At 66.1% G+C, this 26,100-nt stretch carries 26 protein-coding genes and 1 tRNA gene; 9 read left to right on the forward strand and 18 right to left on the reverse strand.

The window, feature by feature from the left end:
* Window positions 1-5: 5 nt before the first annotated feature.
* Window positions 6-2,336, forward strand: coding sequence for an ATP-dependent Clp protease ATP-binding subunit ClpA (gene clpA / locus ACP694_RS11855; RefSeq protein ID WP_426012633.1), 2,331 nt, complete (start codon window positions 6-8; stop codon window positions 2,334-2,336).
* A gap of 101 nt (window positions 2,337-2,437) precedes the next feature.
* Entirely contained in the window at window positions 2,438-2,953 is a 516-nt protein-coding gene (locus ACP694_RS11860; protein ID WP_426012634.1) for a hypothetical protein, read from the forward strand.
* Window positions 2,954-2,970: 17 nt separating this feature from the next.
* On the opposite strand, the gene ACP694_RS11865 is transcribed toward ACP694_RS11860, so the two are convergent.
* Complete coding sequence (locus ACP694_RS11865) at window positions 2,971-3,402, reverse strand: HIT family protein (protein ID WP_426012635.1); 432 nt, start codon at window positions 3,400-3,402, stop codon at window positions 2,971-2,973.
* 60 nt (window positions 3,403-3,462) lie between these two features.
* On the opposite strand from ACP694_RS11865, the gene ACP694_RS11870 reads away from it, so the two are divergent.
* Complete coding sequence (locus ACP694_RS11870) at window positions 3,463-4,038, forward strand: DUF5655 domain-containing protein (RefSeq protein WP_426012636.1); 576 nt, start codon at window positions 3,463-3,465, stop codon at window positions 4,036-4,038.
* Window positions 4,039-4,096: 58 nt separating this feature from the next.
* Window positions 4,097-4,582, forward strand: a complete 486-nt coding sequence (locus ACP694_RS11875) for a pyridoxamine 5'-phosphate oxidase family protein (RefSeq protein ID WP_426012638.1) — start codon at window positions 4,097-4,099, stop codon at window positions 4,580-4,582.
* A 100-nt stretch (window positions 4,583-4,682) separates the two neighbouring features.
* Here ACP694_RS11875 and ACP694_RS11880 read toward each other — a convergent pair whose 3' ends face one another.
* The 4 genes from ACP694_RS11880 to ACP694_RS11895 form a co-directional block, all read right to left on the reverse strand.
* A complete protein-coding gene (locus ACP694_RS11880; protein WP_426012640.1) occupies window positions 4,683-5,843 on the reverse strand; it encodes a GNAT family N-acetyltransferase in 1,161 nt (386 codons plus the stop codon).
* Entirely contained in the window at window positions 5,840-6,613 is a 774-nt protein-coding gene (locus ACP694_RS11885) for a glycerophosphodiester phosphodiesterase (protein ID WP_426012642.1), read from the reverse strand. The genes ACP694_RS11880 and ACP694_RS11885 overlap by 4 nt, the downstream gene beginning before the upstream one ends.
* Window positions 6,613-7,071, reverse strand: a complete 459-nt coding sequence (locus ACP694_RS11890) for a RidA family protein (protein WP_426012643.1) — start codon at window positions 7,069-7,071, stop codon at window positions 6,613-6,615. Before ACP694_RS11890 ends, ACP694_RS11885 begins: the two co-directional genes overlap by 1 nt.
* 125 nt (window positions 7,072-7,196) lie before the next feature.
* Entirely contained in the window at window positions 7,197-7,631 is a 435-nt protein-coding gene (locus ACP694_RS11895; RefSeq protein ID WP_426012645.1) for a phasin family protein, read from the reverse strand.
* 296 nt (window positions 7,632-7,927) lie between these two features.
* Here ACP694_RS11895 and ACP694_RS11900 point away from each other — a divergent pair, with 296 nt between their 5' ends.
* Entirely contained in the window at window positions 7,928-9,241 is a 1,314-nt protein-coding gene (locus ACP694_RS11900; protein ID WP_426012647.1) for a serine hydrolase, read from the forward strand.
* Window positions 9,242-9,350: 109 nt separating this feature from the next.
* Here ACP694_RS11900 and ACP694_RS11905 read toward each other — a convergent pair whose 3' ends face one another.
* Window positions 9,351-9,773, reverse strand: a complete 423-nt coding sequence (locus ACP694_RS11905) for a molecular chaperone DnaJ (RefSeq protein ID WP_426012649.1) — start codon at window positions 9,771-9,773, stop codon at window positions 9,351-9,353.
* A gap of 28 nt (window positions 9,774-9,801) precedes the next feature.
* Window positions 9,802-10,638 carry a division plane positioning ATPase MipZ gene (locus tag ACP694_RS11910; protein WP_426012650.1) on the reverse strand — a complete coding sequence of 279 codons (837 nt, stop codon included), beginning with the start codon at window positions 10,636-10,638 and terminating at the stop codon, window positions 9,802-9,804.
* A gap of 181 nt (window positions 10,639-10,819) precedes the next feature.
* Here ACP694_RS11910 and panC point away from each other — a divergent pair, with 181 nt between their 5' ends.
* Complete coding sequence (gene panC / locus ACP694_RS11915) at window positions 10,820-11,680, forward strand: pantoate--beta-alanine ligase (protein ID WP_426012652.1); 861 nt, start codon at window positions 10,820-10,822, stop codon at window positions 11,678-11,680.
* A 108-nt stretch (window positions 11,681-11,788) separates the two neighbouring features.
* Here panC and ACP694_RS11920 read toward each other — a convergent pair whose 3' ends face one another.
* The 4 genes from ACP694_RS11920 to ACP694_RS11935 all read right to left on the reverse strand — a co-directional run bounded on the left by ACP694_RS11920 (window position 11,789) and on the right by ACP694_RS11935 (window position 16,772).
* Window positions 11,789-12,190, reverse strand: coding sequence for a DUF1489 family protein (locus ACP694_RS11920; RefSeq protein WP_426012654.1), 402 nt, complete (start codon window positions 12,188-12,190; stop codon window positions 11,789-11,791).
* Window positions 12,191-12,279: 89 nt separating this feature from the next.
* On the reverse strand, window positions 12,280-14,253 hold the full coding sequence (locus tag ACP694_RS11925) for a biotin carboxylase N-terminal domain-containing protein (RefSeq protein WP_426012655.1): 1,974 nt from the start codon (window positions 14,251-14,253) through the stop codon (window positions 12,280-12,282).
* 48 nt (window positions 14,254-14,301) lie between these two features.
* Window positions 14,302-15,141: an enoyl-CoA hydratase-related protein gene (locus ACP694_RS11930; protein ID WP_426012658.1), complete on the reverse strand. Its 840-nt coding sequence runs from the start codon at window positions 15,139-15,141 to the stop codon at window positions 14,302-14,304.
* A 23-nt stretch (window positions 15,142-15,164) separates the two neighbouring features.
* The gene (locus tag ACP694_RS11935; protein WP_426012660.1) at window positions 15,165-16,772 is read right to left on the reverse strand and encodes a carboxyl transferase domain-containing protein; all 1,608 of its coding nucleotides are present in this window, start codon (window positions 16,770-16,772) and stop codon (window positions 15,165-15,167) included.
* Window positions 16,773-16,884: 112 nt separating this feature from the next.
* Between ACP694_RS11935 and ACP694_RS11940 the strand changes: the two genes are divergently transcribed.
* Window positions 16,885-18,645 carry a patatin-like phospholipase family protein gene (locus ACP694_RS11940; RefSeq protein WP_426013250.1) on the forward strand — a complete coding sequence of 587 codons (1,761 nt, stop codon included), beginning with the start codon at window positions 16,885-16,887 and terminating at the stop codon, window positions 18,643-18,645.
* Here the strand turns inward: ACP694_RS11940 and ACP694_RS11945 are convergent.
* On the reverse strand, window positions 18,626-19,402 hold the full coding sequence (locus tag ACP694_RS11945) for a methyltransferase domain-containing protein (RefSeq protein WP_426012662.1): 777 nt from the start codon (window positions 19,400-19,402) through the stop codon (window positions 18,626-18,628). The two genes, ACP694_RS11940 and ACP694_RS11945, sit on opposite strands and share 20 nt — an antisense overlap.
* 139 nt (window positions 19,403-19,541) lie before the next feature.
* Between ACP694_RS11945 and ACP694_RS11950 the strand changes: the two genes are divergently transcribed.
* On the forward strand, window positions 19,542-19,667 hold the full coding sequence (locus ACP694_RS11950; protein ID WP_426012664.1) for a hypothetical protein: 126 nt from the start codon (window positions 19,542-19,544) through the stop codon (window positions 19,665-19,667).
* 371 nt (window positions 19,668-20,038) lie between these two features.
* Here the strand turns inward: ACP694_RS11950 and ACP694_RS11955 are convergent, their stop codons facing one another.
* From ACP694_RS11955 to ACP694_RS11975, 5 genes are all read right to left on the reverse strand, one after another.
* Window positions 20,039-21,208 (reverse strand): isovaleryl-CoA dehydrogenase, encoded by a 1,170-nt coding sequence (locus tag ACP694_RS11955; protein WP_426012666.1) that lies wholly within the window; start codon window positions 21,206-21,208, stop codon window positions 20,039-20,041.
* 80 nt (window positions 21,209-21,288) lie between these two features.
* Window positions 21,289-22,563, reverse strand: a complete 1,275-nt coding sequence (spmX, locus tag ACP694_RS11960) for a lysozyme-family localization factor SpmX (protein WP_426012668.1) — start codon at window positions 22,561-22,563, stop codon at window positions 21,289-21,291.
* Between the two features lie 139 nt (window positions 22,564-22,702).
* Window positions 22,703-24,157, reverse strand: coding sequence for a magnesium transporter (gene mgtE, locus ACP694_RS11965; RefSeq protein ID WP_426012670.1), 1,455 nt, complete (start codon window positions 24,155-24,157; stop codon window positions 22,703-22,705).
* Between the two features lie 145 nt (window positions 24,158-24,302).
* Window positions 24,303-24,389 (reverse strand) — tRNA-Leu (locus ACP694_RS11970).
* 96 nt (window positions 24,390-24,485) lie between these two features.
* Window positions 24,486-24,791: a FliM/FliN family flagellar motor switch protein gene (locus ACP694_RS11975; RefSeq protein ID WP_426013252.1), complete on the reverse strand. Its 306-nt coding sequence runs from the start codon at window positions 24,789-24,791 to the stop codon at window positions 24,486-24,488.
* Between the two features lie 16 nt (window positions 24,792-24,807).
* Here ACP694_RS11975 and lipB point away from each other — a divergent pair, with 16 nt between their 5' ends.
* Window positions 24,808-25,563, forward strand: coding sequence for a lipoyl(octanoyl) transferase LipB (lipB, locus tag ACP694_RS11980; RefSeq protein ID WP_426012672.1), 756 nt, complete (start codon window positions 24,808-24,810; stop codon window positions 25,561-25,563).
* Window positions 25,564-25,662: 99 nt separating this feature from the next.
* On the opposite strand, the gene ACP694_RS11985 is transcribed toward lipB, so the two are convergent.
* On the reverse strand, window positions 25,663-26,067 hold the full coding sequence (locus ACP694_RS11985) for a DUF805 domain-containing protein (RefSeq protein WP_426012674.1): 405 nt from the start codon (window positions 26,065-26,067) through the stop codon (window positions 25,663-25,665).
* Window positions 26,068-26,100: the final 33 nt, after the last annotated feature.

Here is a 26,100-nt window from a genome sequence, read left to right on the forward strand (position 1 = left end):
TCCCCTTGCCCTCTTTTTCGCGCCCACTCGAAGAATCCCTGCATCGCGCCGTCGCTTACGCCAACCAGCGCAAGCACGAGTACGCAACGCTTGAACACCTGCTGCTGTCGCTCACCGACGACGACGACGCGGCCGGGGTCATGCGAGCCTGCGATGTCGACCTCAATGCTCTGAAGAAGAGCCTCGTCAACTATCTCGATGTCGAATTGGCCTCTCTGGTCGTCGACGACGAGGACGATGCAAAGCCCACCGCGGGTTTCCAGCGCGTGATCCAACGCGCGGTGATCCACGTCCAGTCCTCCGGTCGCGAGGAAGTCACCGGCGCCAATGTGCTGGTGGCGATCTTCTCGGAACGCGAGAGCCACGCCGCCTACTTCCTGCAAGAGCAGGACATGACCCGCTACGACGCGGTGAACTTCATCGCCCACGGCATCGCCAAGAAGGCCGGGTCGTCCGAGCCGAAGACGGCCAAGGGCGCAACGGTCGAGGAAGACGTCGAGAAGCCCAACGCCAAGACCGGCGGCGAGGCCCTCGAAGCCTATTGTGTCGACCTCAACGAAAAGGCCCGCCAAGGCAAGGTCGATCCGCTGATCGGCCGCGCCAATGAAGTCGAACGCGCGATCCAGATCCTCTGCCGGCGCACCAAGAACAACCCGCTGCTGGTGGGCGAACCCGGCGTCGGTAAGACCGCCATCGCCGAGGGCCTGGCCCGAAAGATCATCACGGGGCAGGTTCCGGAAGTCCTGGCGGGCGCCACCATCTTCTCGCTCGACATGGGCGCGCTGCTGGCCGGCACACGCTATCGCGGCGACTTCGAGGAACGCGTCAAGCAGGTGGTCAAGGAACTGGAGAACCATCCCAACGCGGTGCTGTTCATCGACGAGATCCACACGGTGATCGGCGCGGGCGCTACTTCGGGCGGGGCCATGGACGCCTCCAACCTGCTCAAGCCCGCCCTCGCCTCCGGCTCGCTGCGCTGCATGGGCTCGACCACCTACAAGGAGTTCCGCCAGCACTTTGAGAAGGATCGGGCTCTGGTTCGCCGCTTCCAGAAGATCGACGTCAACGAGCCGACGGTGGAAGACACCATCAAGATCCTCAAGGGCCTGAAGATCTACTACGAGGACTTCCACAAGCTGAAATACACCAACGAGGCCCTGAAGGTCGCGGTGGAGCTGTCGGCCAAGTATATCACCGACCGCAAGCTACCCGACAAGGCGATCGACGTGATCGACGAGGCGGGCGCCGGCCAGATGCTGCTGCCGGAGGGCCGTCGCAAGAAGGTCCTGGGCGTCAAGGAGATCGAGGCCGTCGTGGCCAAGATCGCCCGCATCCCGCCGAAATCGGTGTCCAAGTCCGACACCGAGTCGCTGCGAGAGCTGGAAACCGACCTGAAGCGCACCGTGTTCGGCCAGGACGAGGCCATCAAGCAGCTGTCGTCGGCCATGAAACTGGCTCGAGCGGGTCTGCGCGATCCCGAAAAGCCGATCGGCAGCTATCTGTTCAGTGGCCCGACCGGCGTCGGCAAGACCGAAGCGGCCAAGCAGCTCGCCCAGACGCTCGGGATCGAGATGATCCGCTTCGACATGTCGGAATATATGGAACGCCATACCGTCAGTCGGCTGATCGGGGCTCCCCCCGGCTATGTCGGCTACGATCAGGGCGGTCAGCTGACCGACGCCGTTGACCAGCACCCGCACGCCGTGGTGCTGCTGGATGAGATCGAGAAGGCGCACCAGGACGTCTACAACATCCTGCTCCAGGTCATGGACCACGGGGTGCTGACCGACAGCAACGGCAAGAAAGTCGATTTCAGGAACGTCATCCTGATCATGACCACCAATGCCGGCGCTTCGGATGCTCAGCGCCAATCGATCGGTTTCGGCCGCGACAAGGTGCAAGGCGAGGAAGAGGCTGCCCTCAAGCGCCTGTTCACCCCGGAATTCCGCAACCGCCTCGACGCCGTGGTGGCCTTCAAGCCGCTGACGCCCGAGATCATCCGGATGGTCGTGCAGAAGTTCGTCATGCAGATGGAGGCCCAACTGGCCGACCGGAACGTGACGATCTCGCTGAGCGACGACGCGGCCGACTGGCTGGCCAAGAACGGCTTCGACGAGCTCTACGGCGCCCGCCCCCTGGGCCGGGTCATCCAGGAGCACATCAAGAAGCCGCTGGCCGACGACATCCTGTTCGGGCGTCTGGTCCGAGGGGGCCATGTCAAGGTGGTGCTCAAGGACAGCAAGATCGACTTCGAGATCGAGAGCAATCCGGAGAAACCCGCCAAGGGCTCCAAGGTCGCCGACGAGGACGAGGCCGAACCGGCCCTGGCCGAATAGGCAAAACGACAGCGAGAGGCCCGGAGCGATCCGGGCCTCTTTGCTTTTGAGCTCGCGAATGAAGACTGTACAAAACAGGAACGCTCGGATAGCTTGAGTTCGTGAACCCGGCTTTCGACACGCTCACCGCCTCGGAATGCCTTCGTGACGCGGGGCTGGAAGAGCGCGCGGCGGAAGCGATCGTGGGGCTTGTGCAGTCGGCGGCGCACTTTCCAGACATTAGCTGCTTGGCGACCAAGGTCGATGTCGCGAACATGGCGACCAAAACGGACATCGCCGACATGGCGACGAAGGCTGACCTCGCGAACATCGCGACGAAGGCCGACATCGCCGACATGGCGACCAAGGCTGACCTCGCGAACATGGTGACGAAGGCTGACATCGCAGACATGGCGACGAAGGCCGACATCGTAGATATGGCGAAGAAGGGTGACGTCGCCGAATTGGCGCACACGACCAGGATGGACAGCCAAGCCTTGAAGGCGGACCTGGCCATAACCAAAAACCAGATACTGGCCGAGCTAAACGACAAGCTCCGCTTCCAAAGCTTCGCGTTGATGGGAGGCGTGACGGCGATCGTCGGCTTGGCTACGGCGATTATCAAGTTAGGCCCCTAGCCGAGCGGCCGATCCCGTCAGAGCGCCGCCGAGATCTTCTCGGCCACGGCCTTCAGGTCCTCCACATCGGCCATCCCCTCGCCGTGCCGGCCCAAAGCCTCGCCGTCGTAGCGCGGAATGATGTGGAAATGCAGGTGGAAGACGGTCTGGCCGGCCGACGCGCCGTTGAACTGGGTGACCACCACACCGTCGGGCTTCAGGGCCGTGGTCACGGCCTGGGTCACCTTCTGCACCGCGCCGATCAACCGGCCCAGGGTCTTGGTCTCGGCCTCGAGGATGTTGCGGGCCTGGCTGGTCTTGGAAATCACCAGCACATGGCCGCGCGACTGCGGAAAGACGTCCATGAAGGCCAGGACCTGGTCGTCCTCGAACACCTTGACCGCCGGGATCTCGCCCCGAACGATCTTGGCGAAAATGTTGTCTGTGTCGTAGCTTCCGTGAAGGCTCATGGCGGTCTCCTGTCTCAAGTGCAGGTCGTAGCAAACCCCGGGGGAGGCGCAAGCATGGGCATGAGCACCGAGACCCTCGCCGAGCGCCAGAAGAAGTGGTTCGCCTCGGTCAAGGAAGGCCTGGCGCGCGACACCGGCAAGAGTCTTGCCGACCGGGTGGCGGTCGCCAGAACCTGCCCGGAGACCAGCCCCCGCGCCCGCCTGGCATGGATGAAGCACCACCACGGCCTGGGCCAGAACCGGGCCAGCTTTGTGATGTCCGAAGCCTTTCCGGAGGCCAACAGGATCGGCGAGGACGTCGGCGCGCAGCGCGCGGCTCTATGGAGCGATCCCGCCTCCACCGCGATCCTCGAAGCCCTGGGAAAGGTCGTCGCCGACTTGCCAGGCCTGATCACGGGCCAGCGCGAGGCCTTCACCGCCTGGTCGCGCGGCTTCCAGTTCGCCGCGGCCAAGCCGGCCAGGGGCGGCGTGGTGATGCTGGGCCTGGCCGCAGCGCCGGATGCTTCACCTCGCCTCATCCCACCCAAGAACGAAGGCTGGTCCGAACGGTTAAAGGCCAAGCTCGTCCTCGCCGCGCCGTCCGAGGTCGATGAGGATCTTAAGGGGCTGCTGAAGGCCGCCTGGGAAAATTCCTGAAGCCTTTCGAGGAACGGTCGCCGCGCCCCTTCGTTGGCTAGCGAACGGAGGAACGTCCATGTCCAATGAAGCTGAAATCGTCACCAAGTTCTGGAAGTCGCTGAAGTCCGACAGGACGGCCATGGTCGGCCTGATGGGGGTCGAAGGCGGCCGGGCTCAGCCCATGACCGCGCAAACCGAAAGTGACGAGGGCGGTCCGATCTGGTTCTTCAGCTCGTCGGAGACCGACCTCGTCTCGGCCTTGACGACCAAGAGCCGGGCCGATCTGCATTTCGTGTCCAAGGGCCACGACCTGTTCGCCTCGGTCGAGGGCGACCTGGAGATCGACACCGATCGCGCCACCATCGACCGACTGTGGAATCCTTTCGTCGCCGCCTGGTTCGAGGGCCAGGACGATCCCAAGATCCGCCTGCTACGCTTCGACGCCGGTCAAGGTCAGATCTGGTTGAACGAGCATAGCCTGTTCGCGGGCGTCAAGATGCTGCTCGGGCGCGACCCGAAGGCCGACTACAAGGACAAGGTCGCCGCGACCAATCTGGGCTAGCGCATTTTTCGAGCGAAGTGGTTCCGGTTCGCGTGAAGAAAAATGCGTCAAAACAAAAGATTAGAGCTCACGGCCTGACGCAGTCAGGTCGGGAAATGCTCTAGCGTTCTTCGCGGAACGGCGAGAATTCTTCGGTCAGCATCTCGATCTCGGCGCTGACCGCCTCGCGCTCCCGCTCCAAATAGCGCGCCACCGGCTCGCGCAGGGCGGGGTCGGCGATCCAGTGGGCGGAATAGACCGGGCTGGGCAGATAGCCCCGCGCGATCTTGTGCTGCCCCTGGGCGCCGGCCTCGACGCGCGGCAGGCCAAGGCGAATGCCGTGCTCGATGGCCTGATAGTAGCACAGCTCGAAATGCAGGAACGGCACGTCCTCGGCGCAGCCCCAGTGGCGGCCGTAGAGGCAATCGCCGCCGATCAGGTTCAAGGCGCCGGCGATCCACGGACCGCCGGGACGGCGCGCCATGATCAGTAAGACCTTGTCGGCCATTCGTGCGCCCAGCAGCGAATAGAAGGCCCGGTTCAGATAGGGCCGGCCCCACTTGCGGCCGCCGGTGTCCATGTAGAAGCCGAAGAATGCGTCCCAGTGATCCTCGGTCAGCGCGTCTCCGGTCAGAGCGACAATCTCCAGGCCGGCCTGGGCGTCACGCCGTTCGCGGCGAATGGTCTTGCGGCGATTGGACGACAATGCCGCGAGGAAGTCGTCGAAGGTGGCGTAGCCGTTGTTGTACCAGTGATATTGCTGGTCCTGCCGCAGCAGCATGCCGCGCTGGCCCATCCAGGCCCACTCATCGGCCTTCGGAAACGTCACGTGCAGGGACGACGCCTCGAGCCGGTCGCATAGGGTCAGGGCCCCGCCCAGCAGGGCCGAGCGGCCGTCGTCTATATCGATATCCGGCCGGACGATCAGTCGCGGCCCGGTGACCGGCGAGAACGGCGCCGAACACTGCAGTTTGGGGTAGTAGCGCCCCCCGGCCCGCTCGTAGGCGTCGGCCCAGCTGTGGTCGAAGACATATTCGCCCTGGCTGTGGGACTTCAGATAGAGCGGCATGACCGCCGCGACACGGCCGTCCTCGTCCAGCACGCTGAGATGATGCGGCGCCCAGCCGGTGCGATCGACGGCGCAGCCGCTCTCTTCCAGGGCGTGGAGGAAATCGAAGCTGACAAACGGATCGCCGCACGGCCCGGCGCAGGCGTCCCAGGCCTCGCGGCCGATCTCGACGATGCGCCGATGGATGCGCACCTCCGCCTTGACGGCTGTCACGCGGCGAAACCCTCGAAGATCATGTTGTCGCAATGGTCGCTGACGCTGTCCCACTGCTCAGCCGAGCGCACGGTCCAGGCAATGATCGGCATGCCCTTGGCCCGCAGCAGATCGGCGCGTGGACTGGGCAGCATGTCCATGCCTAAGGCCAGGAAGTCGGGCCGGGCGATCTCGACATGCTCCAGCGCCGCGAGCGACTTGCGCATTTCCGGGGCCAGCCTGCGGGCGCTCTCGTCGGCCCAGCTGTAGCTGTCCAAGCCCCGCAGAATCTGCGGTTGGTGCTCGGCGAACCAGGCGTGGGAATAGGGATTGAAGCCGATCACGGCTGTCGGGCCGTTGTGGTCGAGCAGGATGTCGGAGACCCGCTTTTCGAGCTCGCCTACCTCACCGAACGGGGTCTTGAGCTCGATATAGACCATGGCCCGGTGGCCGATCACCGTCAGGGCGTCCGCCAGGCTGGGAATGGTCTCATCCGTGCCCGACAGCGTCAGTCGTTCCAGGTCAGCAGCGGTATGATCCCGCAGCTTGCCCACCGCGCCTGTCAGTCGCTCCAGGTGGTCGTCATGAAAGACCACCACGTGATTGTCGGCGGTCAGTTGCACGTCCAGCTCGATGGCGTAGCCGCCGGCGCAGGCGGCCTGAAAGGCGGCTAACGAATTTTCCGGCGAGCCGCCCGGCGACCACAGGCCCCGATGCGCGATGGCCGGTTCGAACAGCCGCTCCCAGGCCTCGCCGAACGCCTGGGCTTCGGGTCTTGGCCGGGCGCGCATCAGAACACCTCGACCACGGCGTCAACCTCGACCGAGAAGCCCAGCGGCAACCTGTAGACCCCCACCGCCGAGCGAGCGTGGCGTCCGGCGTCGCCAAACACCTCGACCATAAGGTCCGAGCAGCCGTTGATGACCTTGGGGATGTCGGTGAAGTCCTGGCTGACCTGGACGAAGCCGCCCAGCTTGACCACTCGCTTCACTCGGTCCAGATCACCGGTGGCGAGCTTCATCTGGGCCAGCAGATTGATACCGCAAAGCCGCGCGCCTTGCTGGGCCGTTTCGAGATCGACGTCGGTCCCCACCGTGCCCTTGAGGCCGCCATTGGCGTCGAGCGAGATCTGGCCGGAGATGTGGATCAGGTTCCCGGTCTGGACGAACGGAACATAGTTGGCCACCGGAGCGACCGGTTGCGGCAACACGATTCCCAGCTCCGTCAGACGCTCTTCGACCTTCGACATCATACGCTCCAAAGACTGGAGCCCATGCTTAGCGCCGCACGCTGACAGGACAAGAAAAAAGGCCCGAACCGTTCCCGGTCCGGGCCTCTTGAACTGCGTTTTTAATGACCCGAAGGCCAGAAGGTTTAGCGCGCGGCTTGCAGCTTTTCGACTGTGGCGGTGACGCGTTCATTCAGCGGCTTGACCGAGTCCTTGATCGAGGCCGAGACGATCTCCGAAGCCTTGCTCATCTGGGCGATGTAGGCTTCCAGGGCCGACTTGGCCCAAGCGGTTTGCAGCTCGACGGCTTCTTGGACGCTCTTGGCCCCGGCCAGCGACTTTGCGGCGGCCACCTGATCTTCGGCGGCCTTCTTCGAATAGGCGAAGGCTTGGGCGCCGAGGGCTTCAGCGCCCTTGGTGGCGGCGGTTACCGAGGCGACGACAGCTTCCAGGTTCTTCTTCGACTGGCTGTTGGCGTCGGCCAGGGCGGCCAGGGACTTTTCCACGCCGTCCTTGAACGCTTGGTTCGAGGCGGTGCTGAATTGCTCAGCGGTGTTCTTCAAGGTTTCGGCGGCGGCCATGGGGGAGCTCCTGGCAAAGGGCGGGGCACGATCAGGACCAACGATCCCGCCCATGCATTTGGGACAACGCCGGTGTCTCATGTTGCAGTGCAGCAGTCAAGATTTTTGTGCAGCGCACCATTACGTAACGGAAACAATCGCCAGCGGGCTGAAGCTTCGCTGCAACGCCTTGAAAAGATCCATGTCCGCGGCGAAATCGCTCACCAGTTGTTTACTTTGGCGTAAGGCGGCAACGCGCATGTTAGGGTACGCGTGTGGCGGTGCGGAACCGCTCAGTTCAGACGGACGCATTGATCATGTTCGCCAAGCTTAAGTCCGCCCGTTCTGTTCTCGCCGCCGCTGGCCTTGCCAGTGCGCTGCTGTGCGGTCTGGTCGCCCCGAACACGGCTGCGGCCCAGATCCCGTATCTGCAACTCAACACCGCCGAGCCAAAATACGCGGCGATCGTGATCGACGCCAATTCCGGCGAAATGCTTTATGATAAAAGGGCTGACAGCCCCCGCTACCCCGCGTCGGTCACCAAGGTGATGACGCTTTATCTCACCTTCGAGGCGCTTAGCGAAGGCCGCCTGAAGCTCACCGACCGAGTGCCAATCTCCTCGCACGCCGCCGCTCAGGCGCCGACCAAACTGGGTCTGCCCGTCGGCGACAGTGTCAGCGTGGACGAAGCGATTCGCGCCATGGCCGTGAAGTCGGCCAACGACGTCGCCGTCGCCATGTCCGAACGAATCGGCGGCAGCGAAGGCCGCTTCGCCGCTCTGATGACCTTGCGTGGTCAGGAATTGGGAATGCGCAACAGCCGGTTCGTCAACGCCTCGGGCCTTCCCGACAGCCGCCAGATCAGCACCGCCCGTGACTTGGCGATCCTGGCCCGGGCCACGATGCGCGACTTCCCGCAGTACTATTCCTACTTCAGCATCACCGGCTTCAATTTCCGGGGGAACTACATCCGCGGCCACAACCGTCTGCTGACCAGCATGCCTGGCTTCGACGGCCTGAAGACCGGCTACACGAACGCTTCTGGTTACAACCTCGCCGGGTCGGCCGTGAAGGATGGACGGCGACTGATCGCCGTGGTCCTGGGCGGATCCTCGACCGCCTGGCGCGACAACAACATGGAAGACCTGTTGACCACGGGCTTCGACGTGATGAAGCGTCGTTCGCGCGGCGAACGCACGACCATCGCCGCCAACCTGTACGAAGACGAGCCGACCGGCCCGATCATGCGTCCCTCCTCCGAAGAGGGCGACGGCGACCAGGCCGGCCTGAAGATCGTGCTCACCGACAATCCGCGCGCCGCGCCGCCGATGAAGGTCTCGCCGACCCTGCGTCAGGCCCAGGCCAGCGCCAAACCCGCCCCCAGCAAGACCAAGGGCGGGTGGGGCGTGCAGGTTGGAGCCTTCCAATCCAAGGCCTTGGCCCGCGAGCAGATCTCGCTGGTTCGCTCGCGCTTCGCCAGGTTCGTCGCCGATGCCGAAGGCGCGGTCGAGGGCGCGGCGGGCGGGGCGTTCCGCGCTCAATTCCAGGGCCTGAGCGCGGACGCCGCCCGCGGCGCCTGTCAGGCGATCACCGCCAAGCGTCAGCCGTGCATGGTCCTGTCGCCGCGCTAGAGCATTTTCGAGCGAAGCGGTTCCGGTTCGCGTGAAGAAAAATGCGTCAAAACAGAAGATTAGAGCTCACGGCCTGACGCAGTCAGGTCGGGAAATGCTCTAGGGCGGACTATTTTCCGCCAAGCAACCGATCTCGCGCGGCGTTGAGCTGGGCGGCGAGACCCGCCGTGCCGCCCTTGTCCGGATGGGCCAAGCGCATCAGGCGGGCATATGCCGCCTGGACCTCCGCCTTGGACGCCTGGGGTCCTACGCCGAGGATCGAGCGCGCCTCGCTCAGGCTGACATCCGATTTCGCGACGACCTTGCGGATGATCGGTCGCTGCCTGGCTGTGGTCGCCGTCCAGATGCCGATCACCAGAAGGACGATGCAGACTTCCCAGGCCTGGCGGACGCCGGCATAACCCGCGCCGGCGAATGAGACGATGGCCAAGGCCCCTGCCCCCACGCGCCAACCATCCCCCTTCAAGAGGCGCGAGGCGCGACCCGACAGGATGAACAGCAACAGCAGGCCGCCTAGCAGCAGATAGAACATTCAGCGTCCGTCCCGACGCCGCCCCGACTTACTGGGCGGCGAGCAGAGTTTCCCCGGAAAAGGCCGACAGGCCAAGGGAATGCATCAGGGCCCGCAATTCCTGGCGCGCGGCCAGATGCTGCAACGACACCGGCACCGGACGCACCTGGGGCGACAGGTCGGCGATGGTCAGGCCGAACGGAAACAGTTCGCGATAGATCACCCGGTCGCGCAGACCTGGACCCATGCGGAAGCCGACGCGCTTTGAGAGCGCGGTCAGGCGATCCTCGACGCGCTTGCGGTTGCGGGCCTCGGTGGTGGCCAGGCGGTTGCGCAGCACCACCCAGTCCAGCGCCTGGCGCTGACCCGACAGGGCGCGGGCCTTGCGAGCTTCCCACACCGTCAGCGAATAGAGGCTGGGCTTTTGCAGTTCCATGGTCACCGGATCGATGTGACCCAGCATGTCGAAATCGACGAAACTGTCGTTCATCGGGGTGACGATCAGGTCGGCCAGGCCGTGGGCCATGCGCGATATGGCGGTGTCGCCGCCTGGGGTGTCGATCAGCACGAAGTCGGCGGCGTCGCGCGCGGCGACGAAGGCGGCCTCGAACTTCTCGACCTGATCGGTTTCCGGGCCGGCCGCCAGGGCGATGTCATCCTCGCTCAGGCGTTGCTGGATGGGCATGGGCAGGGTCACGCCATTGGCGGCGACCCAGGCCTGGCGATTTTCGAAAAACCGCATCGTCGAGCACTGGCGCAGGTCCAGGTCCATCAACGCCACCTTGGCGCCGCCATACAGCAAGGCAGTGGCCAGATGCACGGCGATCGTGGACTTGCCCGCCCCGCCCTTCTCGTTGCCGACGACGATGACGCGCGGCTCGGCCATGGCTGTCTTTCCTTCTTTCCGCCCGACTCGGCGACTCTTAGCGAAAGATTAACATGCAAGAGACGCCCTGAGAGGGTTGGACGTCAATCCACGGCCCGCTTCCCTGTGGACCCATTGTCGCAGGTGGACGCTTGAGGCCCTGTCCTTCATAAGCCAACGCCTGTTCGTGCAGGAGTTCGCCGTGTCTGACCCGGCCCCGAAAATCGTCCGCACCGTCGCCGACCTTCGTGCAGAGGTGCGGGGCTGGAAGACGGCCGGAGATCGCGTGGCGCTGATCCCGACCATGGGTGCGCTTCATGACGGCCACTTGTCGCTGATCAGGCTGGGCCAGCAACACGCCCAGCGGACCGTGGCCAGCGTCTTCGTCAATCCCAAGCAATTCGCGCCGCACGAAGACTTCGACTCGTACCCGCGCGGCGAGGCTCGCGACGCCGAACTGCTGGCCGCCGCTGGCTGCGACCTGCTGTTTGCGCCCGGCGTCGACGAGATGTACGCCCCAGGCTTCTCGACAACGATCAACCTGACGGGCGTCTCCGAACCCCTTGAAGGCGCTGCGAGGCCTCAGTTCTTCGGCGGCGTGGCTACGGTCGTCGCCAAGCTGCTGATCCAGAGCCAAGCCGACATCGCCCTGTTCGGCGAAAAGGACTACCAACAACTCCAGGTCATCAAGCGGGTGGTGCGCGACCTGGACCTGCCCGTCGAAATCATCGGCGCCCCGACCGCGCGGGCTGCGGACGGCCTGGCCCTCTCCTCGCGCAACGCCTATCTCAGCCCCGAGGAACGCGCCGCCGCCGTCACCCTTCCCACCGCCCTCAAGGCCGCCGCCGAGGCTGTCGCCGCCGGCGGCCGGATCGACGACGCCGAGGCCGTGGGCAAGACCGCGCTGATCAACGCCGGCTTCCGCCAGATCGACTATTTTGACGTCCGTGAGGCCAGTGGTCTGTCGCGCCTGGGTCCCGGCCCGATCGGCGACGCCCAGGGCCGCATCCTGGTCGCAGCCTGGTTAGGCAAGACCCGGCTGATCGACAACATCGCTGTCTAGAGCATTTCCCGACCTGACTGCGTCAGGCCGGGAGCTCTAATCTTTTGTTTTGACACATTTTTCTTCACGCGAACCGGAACCACTTCGCTCGAAAACTGCTCTAGAGTCCTACCAGGCGCCCAGTTCGCGCAGTTGTCGCGCCAGGTCGGCCGGCATCTCGGCTGCCTCGCCCTCAGTGAGGTCCGGCGGGATGTCGGCGTGCTGCAGGTAGCGCCAGCCCTGGAACGGCCGTCGCGGGGTCGGGGCGACGCGCACGAGGTTGCGATCGACGGTGACCTCGCAGCGCGAGGCCGGGCCTTCGCCGATCGTGTCGATGGCCAGGATCGTCTGGCGGCACAGGATCTGGCCCTTGATCACCCGGTACAGCGAACCGCCCTCCAGCACCTCGTCGACCCGCTTGGGCGTCATGCGGGTTTGCATGATCCAGGGCCTGGCGGCGTCGGTGTGCCAGGCGACGAGGTCGTCGATGGTGTCGCAACCGACGACCAGCTTGATAATGTGCAGAGGCATGGCGGGTACTTAGGGCGCGCGCCGCGCCGAGGAAAGAGCCGACGTGGATGCGATGGAGGACATGCCCATGGGCATGTCCTCGTCTGTTCCTAGGACGCTACGGCCAGCGCGGGCTCCAGTCGCGCCAGCACCACGCCCTCGCTGACCTGGCCGCCGGCGATGGCTGACAGTTCGGCCACCACCCCGTCGAACGGGGCGGCCAGGGCGTGCTCCATCTTCATGGCCTCGAGGGTCAGCAGGGTCTGGCCCTTGGTGACCGTCTGCCCGGCCTCGACGTCCACCGAGACGATCTTGCCCGGCATCGGCGACAGGATCGCGCCGTCCGAGGCCGAAACGTGAGCCGCCCCGACCTTCGGCGTGAAGTCGAACTCACGAACGTCGCCGCCTTCAAAGACATAGAGCGGGTCATCGCCGAACGCCGAAGGCAGAACGTCGACGTCGTCGAGCGGCCGGCCGTCCTCGACCGTGATGTCCCACGACCAGTCGTCGCCCGCACCACCAGCGAGGGCCACCCGCAGCGGCACGACCTTGCCGTCCACCGACATCGGCAGGTCCATGGCCGCCCGAGGCGCGTTCATACGAAAGCCCGATAGGCGCGACGGCCCTCCGTTCCAGACGTCGGCCTTGGGCGTGTCGGCCTCCATGAAGGCCTCCAGCCGTTGGCCGATCGCCGCCAGGGTCGGCGCGTCGGAGAAGTTTCGCGCCGTCAGTTCCTCCAGCCGGGCCTCGATGAAGCCGGTATCGACGTCGCCCGCGATGAAGTCGGGATGGCTGGCGCACTTGGCCAGGAAGGCGGCGTTGGTCTTGACCGGATAGACCTCGACCAGCCGGCAGGCCTCGGCCAGGCGCGCCGCGGCGTCCTCGCGATCGACACCATGGGCGATCAGCTTGGCGATCATCGGGTCGTAGAACGGCGTGACCTCGCCGCCCTCCTCCACAGCGCTGTCGACCCGCACGTCACCCTCCGGCAAGCGGAAATGGATCAGCGGACCGGTCGAGGGTAAGAAGCCCGTGGCCGGGTTTTCGGCATAGAGGCGGGCCTCCATGGCCCAGCCGTCGAGCACGATCTCGTGCTGCTCCAGCGGCAATGGCTCGCCCGAGGCTACCAGAAGCTGCCATTCTACCAAGTCCTGGCCGGTGACCATCTCGGTGACCGGGTGCTCGACCTGGAGCCGGGTGTTCATCTCCATGAACCAGATGCGGTCGGCGCGCAGGCCCTCCGAGGCGTCTGCGATGAACTCCACCGTGCCGGCTCCCACATAGCCGACGGCCTGGGCCGCCTTGACCGCCGCGTTGCAGACGGCGGCGCGGGTGGCCTCGTCCATGCCGGGGGCCGGGGCCTCCTCGATGACCTTCTGGTGGCGGCGCTGCAGCGAACAATCGCGCTCGAACAGGTGGACGACATTGCCGTGGCTGTCGCCGAACACCTGCACCTCGATGTGACGGGGCCGGGTGACGTATTTCTCCAGCAACACGCGGTCGTCGCCGAAGCTGGCCGACGCCTCGCGTTGGCAGGAGGCCAACAGGGCGGCGAAGTCCTCGGCGCGTTCGACCTTGCGCATGCCCTTGCCGCCCCCGCCGGCGACGGCCTTGATCAGCACCGGGAAGCCAATCTTGGCCGCCTCTTCCGCCAAATGCGGGGCGGACTGGTCCTCGCCCAGATAGCCGGGCGTGGTCGGCACGCCCGCCGCGATCATCACCTTCTTGGCGGCGTCCTTCAGGCCCATGGCGCGGATGGCGCTAGGCGGCGGGCCGATCCAGATCAGGCCCGCGTCGATCACCGCCTGGGCGAAGTCGGCGTTCTCGGAGAGGAAGCCGTAGCCGGGGTGGATGGCCTCGGCGCCAGATTGCCGGGCGGCGGCCAGGATCTTTTCGGGGACCAGATAGCTTTCTCGCGCCGGCGCCGGGCCGATCAGGATCGCCATGTCGGCCTCCATTACGAACGGCGCCTCGGCGTCGGCTTCCGAATAGACCGCGATGGTCCGCACGCCCAGCTCGCGGGCTGTGCGGATGATGCGGCGGGCGATCTCGCCGCGGTTGGCGATCAGAACGGAAGAGATCAACGGTGAAATCCTAGATCTGCGCCAGGGAGGGGTCGAACAAGTTTCGGACTAGATGGTCCAGGAGGGCTTACGGCGTTCCAGAAACGCGCGCACGCCTTCTTGACCTTCGTCGGACACACGCCTCCGCGCGATGCGTTTTGCCGTCTCGTCGATCAGGCCCCGGTCGATCTTTTGGCCGACAAGGTCGTTGACCAGCGCCTTGGCGTCGGCGATCGCGCCGGGCGCGCAGGCGGCGACCTCTTCGATCAGGGCCTCCTGGGCGGCTTCCAATCCGGCGGCGTCATCGAACACTTCGTCGACCAGACCGTAGCTCCACGCGGCGTCGGCGTCGAACACCCGGCCGGTGGCGAACAGCAGCTTGGCGGTGCGCGGACCCAGGGCGGCGATCACATAGGGACTTATGGTGGCCGGGGTCAGGCCCAACTTGACCTCGGAAAAGGCGAAGCGGGCGTCGGCCGTGGCCAGGGCGTGATCGCAAGCGGCGACCAAGCCCGCGCCGCCGCCGAACGCAGGCCCCTCGACCAGGGCCACGGTCAGGGCCGGAATGTCGTGCAGGGCCTTGAGCATGTGCGCCAGTTCCAGCGCGTCGGCCCGGTTGTCGTCCTCGCTCCACTCCGCGGCGGCGCGCATCCATTCCAGGTCGGCCCCGGCGCTGAACGCTCCCCCCACGCCGCGCAGGAAGACGATCCGCACCCCTTCGGCGCCGTGAAGGGTCTCGAAGGCCTCGCGCAGGGCGGCGATCGTCGCCGCGTCAAAGGCGTTCTTCTTGGCCGGCCGATTGATCCAGACGGTCACCGCCCCGCCCGCCGTCGAGTCCAGATGGACCAGCGGGCTCATGGTGTCGGTGTCGAGAACCTCGACGATCGGATCGGCGATAGGATTGGTCATGACTTCACCTTTCGGGCAGGGCGTTACATCCGGAAGACGCCGAACGTGGTGTCGGGGATCGGGGCGTTGAGGCTGGTGCTGATCGCCAGGCCCAGCACGTCGCGGGTCTGGGCCGGGTCGATGATGCCGTCGTCCCACAGGCGGGCGGTGGCGTGGTAGGGATCGCCCTCTTCCTCGTAGCGGGCGCGGATTGGCGCCTTGAAGGCTTCCTCGTCCTCGGCCGCCCAGGTCTCGCCCTTGGCCTCCATTCCGTCGCGCCTGATCGTGGAAAGGACGCTGGCGGCCTGCTCGCCGCCCATCACCGAGATGCGGCTGTTGGGCCAGGTGAACAGGAAGCGCGGGCTGTAGGCCCGACCACACATGCCGTAATTTCCCGCTCCGAAGGACCCGCCGATCAGGACGGTGAACTTGGGCACTTCGGCGCAGGCCACCGCCGTGACCAGCTTGGCGCCGTCCTTGGCGATGCCGCCGGCCTCGTACTTGCCGCCGACCATGAAGCCCGAGATGTTCTGCAGGAACACCAGCGGGATCTTGCGCTTGCAGGCCAGCTCGATGAAGTGCGCGCCCTTGACGGCGCTCTCACTGAACAGCACGCCGTTATTGGCCAGGATCGCCACCGGCATGCCCCAGATCCGGGCGAAGCCGCAGACCAGGGTCGTACCGTACAGCGCCTTGAACTCGTCGAACGCGCTGCCGTCGACGATGCGGGCGATCACTTCGCGCACATCGTAGGGCGCGCGAACGTCGGTCGGGACGACACCGTAAAGCTCGGCCGGGTCATGCAGCGGCGGCTTGGCGTCGTGGATCTCGGTCTCGACGCGCTTGGTGTTATTGAGGTTGGCGACGATCGAACGGACGATCTCCAGCGCGTGCTCGTCGTCATTGGCCACATGGTCCACCACGCCCGACCGACGGCCGTGGGTGTCGGCCCCGCCCAGTTCCTCGGCGCTGATGATCTCGCCCGTGGCGGCCTTCACCAGCGGCGGGCCGGCCAGGAAGATGGTGCCTTGGCCCCGAACGATCACCGTCTCGTCGCTCATGGCCGGCACATAGGCGCCGCCGGCCGTGCACGAGCCCATGACGCAGGCGATCTGGGCGATGCCCTGGGCGCTCATCCGGGCCTGGTTGAAGAAGATGCGGCCGAAGTGATCGCGATCGGGAAACACCTCGGCCTGGTGGGGCAGGTTCGCGCCGCCGCTGTCGACCAGATAGACACATGGCAGGCGGTTTTGGGCCGCGATTTCCTGGGCGCGCAGGTGCTTCTTCACGGTCATCGGGAAATAGGCGCCGCCCTTCACGGTGGCGTCATTGGCGACGATCATCACCTCGCGACCCGACACCCGGCCGATGCCGGTGATGATGCCGGCCCCGGGGGCCTCGCCATTATAGAGGTCGCAGGCCGCCAATTGGCCGATCTCCAGGAACGGCGAGCCGGGGTCCAGCAGCCGCTCGACACGCTGGCGCGGCAGCAGCTTGCCGCGCGCCGTGTGCCGCGTCCGTGCACTTTCCGGACCGCCCAGAGCCGCGACCGCGACCCTTGCGCGCAGGGTCTGAACGAGGTCACGGTTGTGCGCGGCGTTTTTGGCGAACAACGCGCCGTTTTTGTCGATACCCGTGTTCATCTTCGGCATTAGCGAGGCATAGCCTTTTCCGTTTCCCACTGAAAGCCGCAGTTTTTGACCTTCGATGGTCAAGTTCCGCGGTTCAAGTTAGCGTCCTACCGTGGTCACCCTGCCCGACTTCATGGCCGATACGGCCCTCGCCCGGCTCTTCGCGCAAGAACATCGCGAAGGCGACGCCGCTTGGTTCTCCCTTCCAGGCGGCGCGACACTGTACGCGCCTGGCGAGGCGGCGGACTATCTCTACTTCGTGCGCACCGGCCGGCTTGGCGCGTTTCGGCGCGAGGAAGGTCAGGAGACCCAGTTCCTGGGGGTGATCCGGCCTGGCGAACCGGCCGGCGAGATGTCGATGATCGCCGGCGCGCCCCACTCGGCCAACCTGGTCGCCCTGCGCGATTCGGAGATCCTGGCCCTGCCCCGCGCCGCTTTCTTCGAGGCGGTTGAGCGCGACCCCGAGGTGATGATCGAGCTGTCGCGGCTGATGATCCGCCGGGCCCGCAACGCCGGCGCCCACGCCTCGATCGGCGATCCGTCGGTCTATGGCTTCATCGCAGTGGAGCCGGGCAAGCTGATCCGACCGATCATCGACCGCATCGCCCACGCCGTCGAGACCCTGGGCTATTCGGTCACCGTCGAAGGCGCCGAATCCTTGCTGGCCCCGACCGAGTGGTTCAGCAGCGTCGAGCGCCGGCACGACTTCGTGCTGTACGTGGCCGAGGCCCACGAGACCGCCTGGAAGCATGTGGTGGGCCGGCAGGTGGACCGCCTGTTCCGCGTCGGCCAGGGCGATCGCGCCCCGCCGCCGGTGATCCCCTCCTACGCTTCCGGCCCGCTGCAGGACCAGCGGCTGGTCGACCTGATCCTGCTTCAGCCGGCCAGCGTGACCCACCCCAAGGGCTCGGCGGAGTGGCTCGACGCCACCCAGGCCGCGCGACTGTTCCATCTGCGCGAGAACGGCATGGCCGACGTGCAGCGCCTAGCGCGGGTGCTGACCGGCCAGTCGGTGGGCCTGGTGCTGTCCGGCGGCGGCGCCCGCGCCTATGCCCATATCGGCGCCATCCAGGCTCTGCGCGAGCGCGGCGTTCCGATCGACTTCGTCGGCGGCGCGTCGATGGGGGCCGTGGTCGCCGCCGGCCTGGCCATGGGCTGGGACGACGGCGAGATGGAGACCCGCATCCGCAAGGCCTTCGTCGAGACCAGCCCGCTGGACGACATCGCCTTCCCGCTGGTGGCCATGACCCGCGGCCTGAAGGTCAAGGCGCGGCTGGGGGAGCATTTCGACGCGATCGAGATCGCCGACCTGTGGCTGCCGTTCTTTTGCGTCTCGTCGAACCTGACCTCGGGCTCCTACCACCTGCACCGCCAAGGCGTGCTGCAGGACGCCCTGCGCGCCTCGATCTCCCTCCCCGGCGTGCTTCCGCCGGTGGCCATGGGCAATTCGGTGCTGGTCGACGGGGCGGTGATGAAGAACTTCCCGGCCGACGTGATGCGGGCCTTCCATCTGGGTCCCATTGTCGGGGTCGACGTCACGCGGGGCCGCAGCATCACCGCCGAGGACGTCGATCTCCCGGCCTCGCTGTGGACCTGGTTCTGGTCGGGCGAGTGGCGCAAGGGGCCGCCGATCGTCGCCCTGCTGATGCGGGCCGCCACGGTCTCGACCGGCCGCGACCTGACCGCCAGCCGCGAGGCGTCCGACGTGCTGATCACCCCGAAGCTCGACAAGATCGACATCCGCGACTGGCGGGCCTTCGAGCCTGCGGTAACGGCCGGCAAGACCGCCGCCGCCATGGTCCTGGACAGCCTGGCCAAGCCGGTCACCGAACTGCGCCGCCGCCCCAGCCTCGCCGACTTGGCCCGCGCGCCGGTCAGTAGCGCTGGGCGATGATGAACAGTCGAGGGAACGGGAACAGGGTCACGCCGTCGTCGCGGCGCGGATAGTCGACCGCCAGCCGCGCGCGCCAAGTCGCCAGGAACGCCGCGCGCTCGGCCGGATCGCTCAGGGCCTCCAGATAGGGCTTGAGGCTGGTCCCCGACGTCCAATCGATGAGGGGGTCTTCCCCGCCCAGCGCGTGGACATAGGTGGTCACCCAGATGTCGAGGTCAGCGCTGAGCGGCGACAACCAGTCATGATAGGACCGTGGATCGGCCTCGGACCGCACCGGCGCCAGTGCACCGAGTCGATCCGCCCACGGCCCGTCTCGCGCCACCTCGCGCAGGCTGCGCCGCCAGCCGTCGTCGGCCACCACCGGGATCTGGCAGGCCAGGACGCCGCCCGGGGCCAGCAGACCCATCAGCCGTGGGAACAGCGTCTCGTGGCCCTCGAGCCATTGCAGGGCGGCGTTTGTAAAGATCAGGTCGGGCGCGACGTCGGGCGCGAAGGTGGCGATGTCGCCAAGCACCCAGTCGATGTCGCCGCGCATCGCCTGGCCGCGCGCCAGCATTTCCGGACTGGAATCCAGGCCATGCACCTTGGCCCGAGGATGCCGGGCGGCCAACAAGGTCGCGTGCTCGCCCGTGCCGCAGCCCAGGTCCCAGATCTCCTGCGGATCCAAGTCGCGCGGTATCTGCAGCATCAGGTCCAGGGCCGGACGATCGCGATAGGCCTTGTAGCGTTGATAGACGTCGGGGTCCCAGGTCGGCATCCGCGCTCCACGGTCAAGCTGCGACAATCGGTCCGCTCATTTGCACCAAATGGTCGCTTTTGTCGCATAGGTCCGGAACCTGACCGTGCCTATGTTCAGTTAAGGCGCAGATCCTGGCGCCACGGGAAGGAAAACCGAAATGAACCGCGCCGTCGCACTCGCCGCCAAAGCCCCCTCTTTGAACGTTCAGCGCGCGGGCATGCTGGTTCTCAACACCGGTTTTTGGACCTTCGTCATCCTGGTCGGGCGAGCCCTCTACGCCTGATCGGTGACGCAGACCCGGGTCGCGCATTCCCCCCTTTGCGCGACCCGGGGGTACCCTTTTCGAGCACGGCCCGCCCCCGACACGCTGTCGCGATATTCCCCCTTTGCAGGACGGCCGATCGGCGCCCATATTCCTATCGTGTTGTTCAACATCTGAAAGGAGGTGACCAGTGTCTCATTGTCTCCAACCGAGGTCGCGAGTGACCTGGAGCCTGAAGAACGAGGTTTCCAACTGAGGGCGTTGCACGCCTAAGGTTCGAGTCACGCCGCGATGCGGCTACGACGATGGAGGGCTGTCTCGAGTAATCGGGACGGCCCTTTTTCATTCCCGGATGCGGACGGGACAGGCCCATTGGCCTGTCCCGTCCGCATTCACGCCCCGACCAGTTCCCGCCCGATCAGGAACCGCCGGATCTCGTTGGTGCCCGCGCCGATGTCGTACAGCTTGGCGTCGCGCACCAGCCGCTCCACCGGCCATTCCTTGGTGTAACCCGCCCCACCCAGGGCCTGAACAGCCTCCAGCGACACCTTCACCGCGTTTTCAGACGCCATCAGGATCGCCCCCGCCGCGTCGAACCGCGTGGTCTTGCCGGCGTCGCAGGCCCGCGCCACGGCATAGACATAGGCCCGGGCCGAGTTGAGGGCCACGTACATGTCGGCCACCTTGCCCTGCATCAGCTGGAACGAGCCGATCGCCTGGCCAAACTGCTTGCGGTCGCGGACATAGGGCAGCACCACGTCCAGGCAGGCCTGCATGATGCCTAGAGGCCCGCCCGAAAGCACGGCGCGCTCGTAGTCCAGGCCGCTCATCAACACGCCGACGCCGCCGCCCACCGGGCCCATGACGTTCTCTTCCGGGACCTCGCAGTCCTCAAAGACCAACTCGGCGGTGTCGCTGCCCCGCATGCCCATCTTGTCGAGCTTATTGCTGACGCTGAAGCCCTTCATGTCCTTTTCGATCAGGAAGGCCGTGATTCGTCGCGAGCCCTCTTGTCCATTGGCGGTCTTGGCATAGACCACCAGGGTGTCGGCATGCGGGGCGTTGGTGATCCAGAATTTCGTGCCGTTCAGCACGTAGCGATCGCCGACCAACTCGGCCTTCAACTTCATCGACACCACGTCCGATCCCGAACCGGCCTCGCTCATGGCCAGCGCGCCGACATGCTCGCCGCTGATCAGCTTGGGCAGGTAGCGCGTCTTCTGCTCCGGCGTGCCCCAGCGGCGGATCTGGTTGACGCAGAGATTCGAGTGGGCGCCGTAGCTTAGCCCCACCGAGGCAGAGGCGCGGCTGACCTCCTCCATGGCGATCACGTGCTCGAGATAGCCCAGGCCCAGGCCGCCAAACTCTTCTTCAACGGTGATCCCGTGCAAGCCTAGGTCGCCCATCGGGACCCACAGTTCGCGTGGGAAGCTGTTGGTCTGGTCGATCCTGGCCGCGATCGGCGCGATGTGGTCGGCCGCGAAGCGGGCGGTGGTGTCTCGGATCGCGTCGGCCGTCTCGCCCAGCGCGAAGTCCATCGAAGGTGAGGTTTGGTTCGTCATGGGGCGAACACATAGCACAAACGCCCGCAGATCAAGCAGACCTGCGGGCGTTCATGCTCTCGGTGCGAGGGATCGAGGGTCTAGTCTTCGTTCTCGAGATCGGGATCGCCCAGGCGTCGCATCAGCAGATAGGCCGAGGTGGCGAAGCAGATCATGCCGATCACGCTGGCGGCCCAGCCGAACATCTTGATGGGCGACAGGCCCTCATTGGCCCCGACGCTGAGGTTCCACAGGATACCACCGCCAAACAGCGCCAGGCCGAGCAGGCCCAGGCTGACCAGCAGGCTAACCCCGCCAAAGGCGTGCGGCTGAGCTTCCGCGAACGGCACGTCCTGCGGTTCGAGGTCGACCTCGGCGCTGGTCGAGAAGCCGCCCAGATTGAACACCGAGCCGCCGACGCGCACCCTGGGGGGCTCGAACAGGTTTGGCTCGGCAACGAGCGGCGCCTCGGGGAGCGGCGCCTCGGGCTCCGGCGGCGGCGCAAAGACCGGCTCGGCCGCGGGCTCTTCCGATGTCAGCTGGAATGGCGCGGGCCCGGGCTCGGCCAGGAGGGGCTCTGCGGGCTTCTGATAGAGCACGGCCGACAGCTGGCCAGAGGCGGCCACAGGCGGCTCGGGCAGAACCAGGTCCTGGCTGGGCAAGGCGGCGGCGATCGCCGCGGCCTCGTCGGGCAGGATGGCTTCCAGCCGGGCGCCGACTGCGGCGGCGGCCTGCTCGCTGGCGCTGGGCCGCGACTCCTTGGTCAGCAGGACGGGCGAAGCGTCCTCGCGGTGGGCGACGGCGCGGTCGCCCTCCAGGGAGGTGGTGATAGCGGCCGGAGTTTGGGCAGGGATCAGGGCGCCGGCGTCATGGTCGACCTTGGGCCGCAGCACCGAGCTTGGCGCGGCCACCCAGTTGCCGTCGGTCGGCGTCAGGAACAGCGTCTTCTCGGCCGAGCGGCGGCGCACCAAGGCGTCGATGACGATCCGTTCGCCCTCGAAATCGGCCTTGCGCCACATCTCCATCGCGCCGGCGGCCTGCAACAGCGCGCCCTCGTTAAGCCGACGCAGCACGCCCGAATGGACGAAGTTGTCGGTGCCGATATTGAAGGCGAAACAGGCCAGGGCGTCGAACTGGTTCTGGTTCAGCGGGGTGTAGACGTTCTCGTTCACCGCATGGGCCACGGTGATCAGGTCATAAAGCAGCAGAGCTTCGGCGTCCTGTTCCGAGACAGAGGCGCCAGCTCGGGCGGTCAGGGTGTGGCCATAGCCCAGCGTCCAGCGCCCGTCGGGCAGCTGCGCGGCTTTCATCCGGTAACCCTCGAACCTCTTGATGAGATCGACGGCGGCGCGGGAGACCTGATAACGCGGTTTCATCGCCAGAGATGACCCAGTTTGAGACAGACGCGGATGCGTTCGAGAGACTCCGCGCAAGATGGGCGCCGTTCTTCAGCGCCATCCCTGCACTGCCGCTTGGGTCCCGACTTTCGTCGGTAAGAGCAGCTTGTAGGGGGCGCTAGTGCAACAACAGCGCCGCGATCAGCAGCACCGCGAAGAAGCCGGTGAAGTCGGTCAAGAAGGTGACGAAGATCGACGACGACACGGCTGGGTCGCGTCCCATCTTGGCCAGGGCCAGCGGCGCCAGGATGCCGCCGACCGCCGCGGTGAAGATATTGGTGATCAGGGCCAGGCCGACGATGATCGCTAGCTTACCGTGGTGGTCCTTCGGGCCAAAGAACAGGTAGGTCGCCCCGCCCATCACCACGGCCAGGGTAAAGCCGTTGACCAGGCCGACGCCGAGTTCCCGCAGGATGATCCGGCGAGCGTTGGCGGTGGTCAGCTCCTTGCTGGCCAGGGCCCGCACGGCCACCGCCAGGGTCTGGGTGCCGGCGTTGCCGCCGAGCGACGAGACGATCGGCATCAGGATGGCCAGGGCCACCAGCTGGGCGATCTCGTCCTGGAATACCGCCACGCCGCTGACGGCGATGGTGGCGGTGATCAGGTTGAGCAGCAACCACGGCAGGCGGGCCTTGACGATATCGACCACGGTGGCGTCACGCCCCGCGTCGCTCACGCCGGCCAGGGCCAGGATGTCTTCTTCCGCTTCTTCGCGGATGACCCCAACGATGTCATCGACGGTGATCTGGCCCACCAGCCGTCCGCCGGCCTCGACCACCGGGGCGCTGATCAGGTGGTACTTGTCGAAGATGTAGGCCACCTCCTCCTGGTCCATGTCGACGGTGATCTCGGTCACAGCCTCCATGATCTCGGCCAGGGGGGTCTCCAGCTTGCTGGTCAGCAGCAGGCTGATCGGCAGGGCGCCGACCGGGGTGAACGACGGGTCCACCACATAGACGTCGAAAAACAGCTCCGGCAGGTGGTCGCCCGACACCCGGACATGGTCGATGGTCTGGCCCACGGTCCAGAACTGCGGCGCGGCCAGGAACTCGCGCTGCATCAGGCGGCCGGCCGTTTCGTCCTCGTAGGACAGGCTGGTCTCGATGGCGGCGCGGTCGCCCTCGTCCATGGCGGCCAGCACCTGGGCGCGCTTGCCGGCGTCCAGGTCGTCGATGACGTCGGCGGCGTCGTCAGAGTCCAGCTCCTCCAGCGCCCTCGCCAGGGTCGCCGACGGCGTGGCCTCCAGCACCTCCTCGCGCAGATTGTCGTCCAGTTCGGCGATGATCTCGCCCAGCCATTCCGGGTCGAGGACCGGGATCACCTCTTCGCGGTAGGCGGCCGACAGGAAGCCCATCAGGTCGGCGACGTCGGCCGGCTCCAGCGCGTGGACCAGCTCGCGCAGACGAGCCGTGTCGCCGCGGTCGGCCGCGTCGATGACCATCTCGACATATTCGGGATTGAGGGCGTAGTCGTCGCCAAGGGCGAGGTCTTCGAGATCCTCGACCGCTTCCGGTTCTGGGATCAGCAGGTTGTGACGCGCCTCGTCGGTCAGGTCGACAGTTTCCCGGGTCATGGGCGTCTCCTGAACTGTAAGCGTTGCGTCCTGCGGGTTATTCCGAAGTTGCGAGAAGGGCAAACCCCTTCTCCAGAAATGGGTAGAGCGCGCCCAGCGAGTCGGAAACCGATTTCGCCAAGCGCGCTCTAGGCCTTTGTCCACCTGGTGCGGTCGAGAAGACTCGAACTTCCACGCCCTTTCGGGCACAGCGACCTCAACGCTGCGCGTCTACCAATTCCGCCACGACCGCTCATGGTGAGGCGCGGCAGGTAGCAAACTGAGTTTGATTTGGAAAGAGCGGAGTTTGCACATAGCGAACAAAGCGCCCTTCGCCATGGGCTGGGTCTCAGGCCCCGCCGGCCATGTAGTCGTAGACGTCGGCGGCGCGGGTCACCTGGATGGCGATGCGGTCGTCGCTGATCTGGATTTCGCCCCGGGCGATGGGGTGGTTGTTGGCCAGGATCCAGACCTCGTCATTGGTCTTGGCGTCCAGCGGGATTACCGCGCCGCGGCCCATGCGCAGCAGCTGCTGCATCGGCAGGATCGAGCGCCCCAGAAGAACCGAGATCTCGATATTGACGGCGTTGACCTGGCTCACGAAGTAAGTCCCTGGAAGACACGCGCGGCCATGGTTGGTCGCGTTGCACCTGATGCAAGTCTAAGGCCGCATGCTTGATCGCCCGTTAAGCCTTGAAAATAACGACCTTCCGCTGCTCGGCCATCCGGACGGCGTCCCTGTCGGCTGGGCGGTTTCGACCGGGTACGTGCCTTACCCGGCAGCCGTTGCCGCCATGGAGGCCCGCGCCGCCGCCATCGCCGACGGCACGGCGGGCGAACTGGTGTGGCTGCTGGAGCATCCGCCACTCTACACGGCCGGGGTTTCATCCAAGCCGGCCGACCTGATCGCCGCCGATCGCTTTCCGGTGTTCGCCAGCGGTCGGGGCGGGCAATACACCTATCACGGCCCCGGCCAGCGAGTAGCCTATGTGATGCTGGACTTGACGAAACGCGGCCGAGACGTCCGCGCCTTCGTGCAAGCTCTGGAGGCCTGGATCATCGACGCCCTGGCCGCCTTCGCCGTCACCGGCGAGATGCGCGAGGGCCGGGTCGGCGTTTGGGTCGAGCGCAAGGGTCCCGGCTGGTCGCGTGACGACAAGATCGCGGCGATCGGCGTCAAGCTGCGCAAGTGGGTCAGCTTTCACGGGATCAGCCTGAACGTCGAGCCGGACCTGGAGCATTTCTCCGGCATCGTGCCGTGCGGCCAGACCGAGCACGGGGTCACGAGCCTGGTGGATCTAGGCCTGCCTGTGACCATGGACGAGGCGGATGAAGCGCTGCGGGCCAGCTTTACGCGGGTGTTCGGGGCGGCGGAGGATTCTCCCTCTCCCCTTGCGGGAGAAGGTGGCGGCGAAGCCGACGGATGAGGGTCGCGCTGACCTGTCCGCTTGCGGCCGATCCGCCTTTCGACCCCTCATCCGACCCCGCTCCGCGAGGCCACCTTCCCCCGCAAGGGGAGCAAGGATTTAGACCGCGACCACCGGTTTCAGCGGGTTAGGTCCATACCGATTGGCGCCCTCCTCGCCGGGCATGACGCCCAGCTCGATGATGGTCCACAGCACGACGCCGGCGAACAGGAAGTCCCAGAAGTGTTTGGGCGTCGGCCAGACGGCCACCAACGAGAGCAGGACCAGCGCCGCCCACCAGCCCGACCGACCTCGGTCATGCAGCCGCTTGGAGAACACGCAGGTCGCGACGAACAGCAGCGGCGGGTAGATCAGCCACCCGGTCAAGAGGTGGGTGGTCGTGCCCGTCGCCTCATAGACGACAGCGAAGGTCAGCAGCGCCGCCGACACCATCAGGAACCGCCCGCGCGCCAGCCGGCCCGAGGCCGACAGGAAGAGGTCCCACCATTCCGCGCGATCGTTCATGCTGGTCCCAGCGACTCTCAAGGCTCCAAACCT

Source organism: Caulobacter sp. DWR2-3-1b2 (genome assembly GCF_049896345.1).
Lineage (GTDB): Bacteria > Pseudomonadota > Alphaproteobacteria > Caulobacterales > Caulobacteraceae > Caulobacter.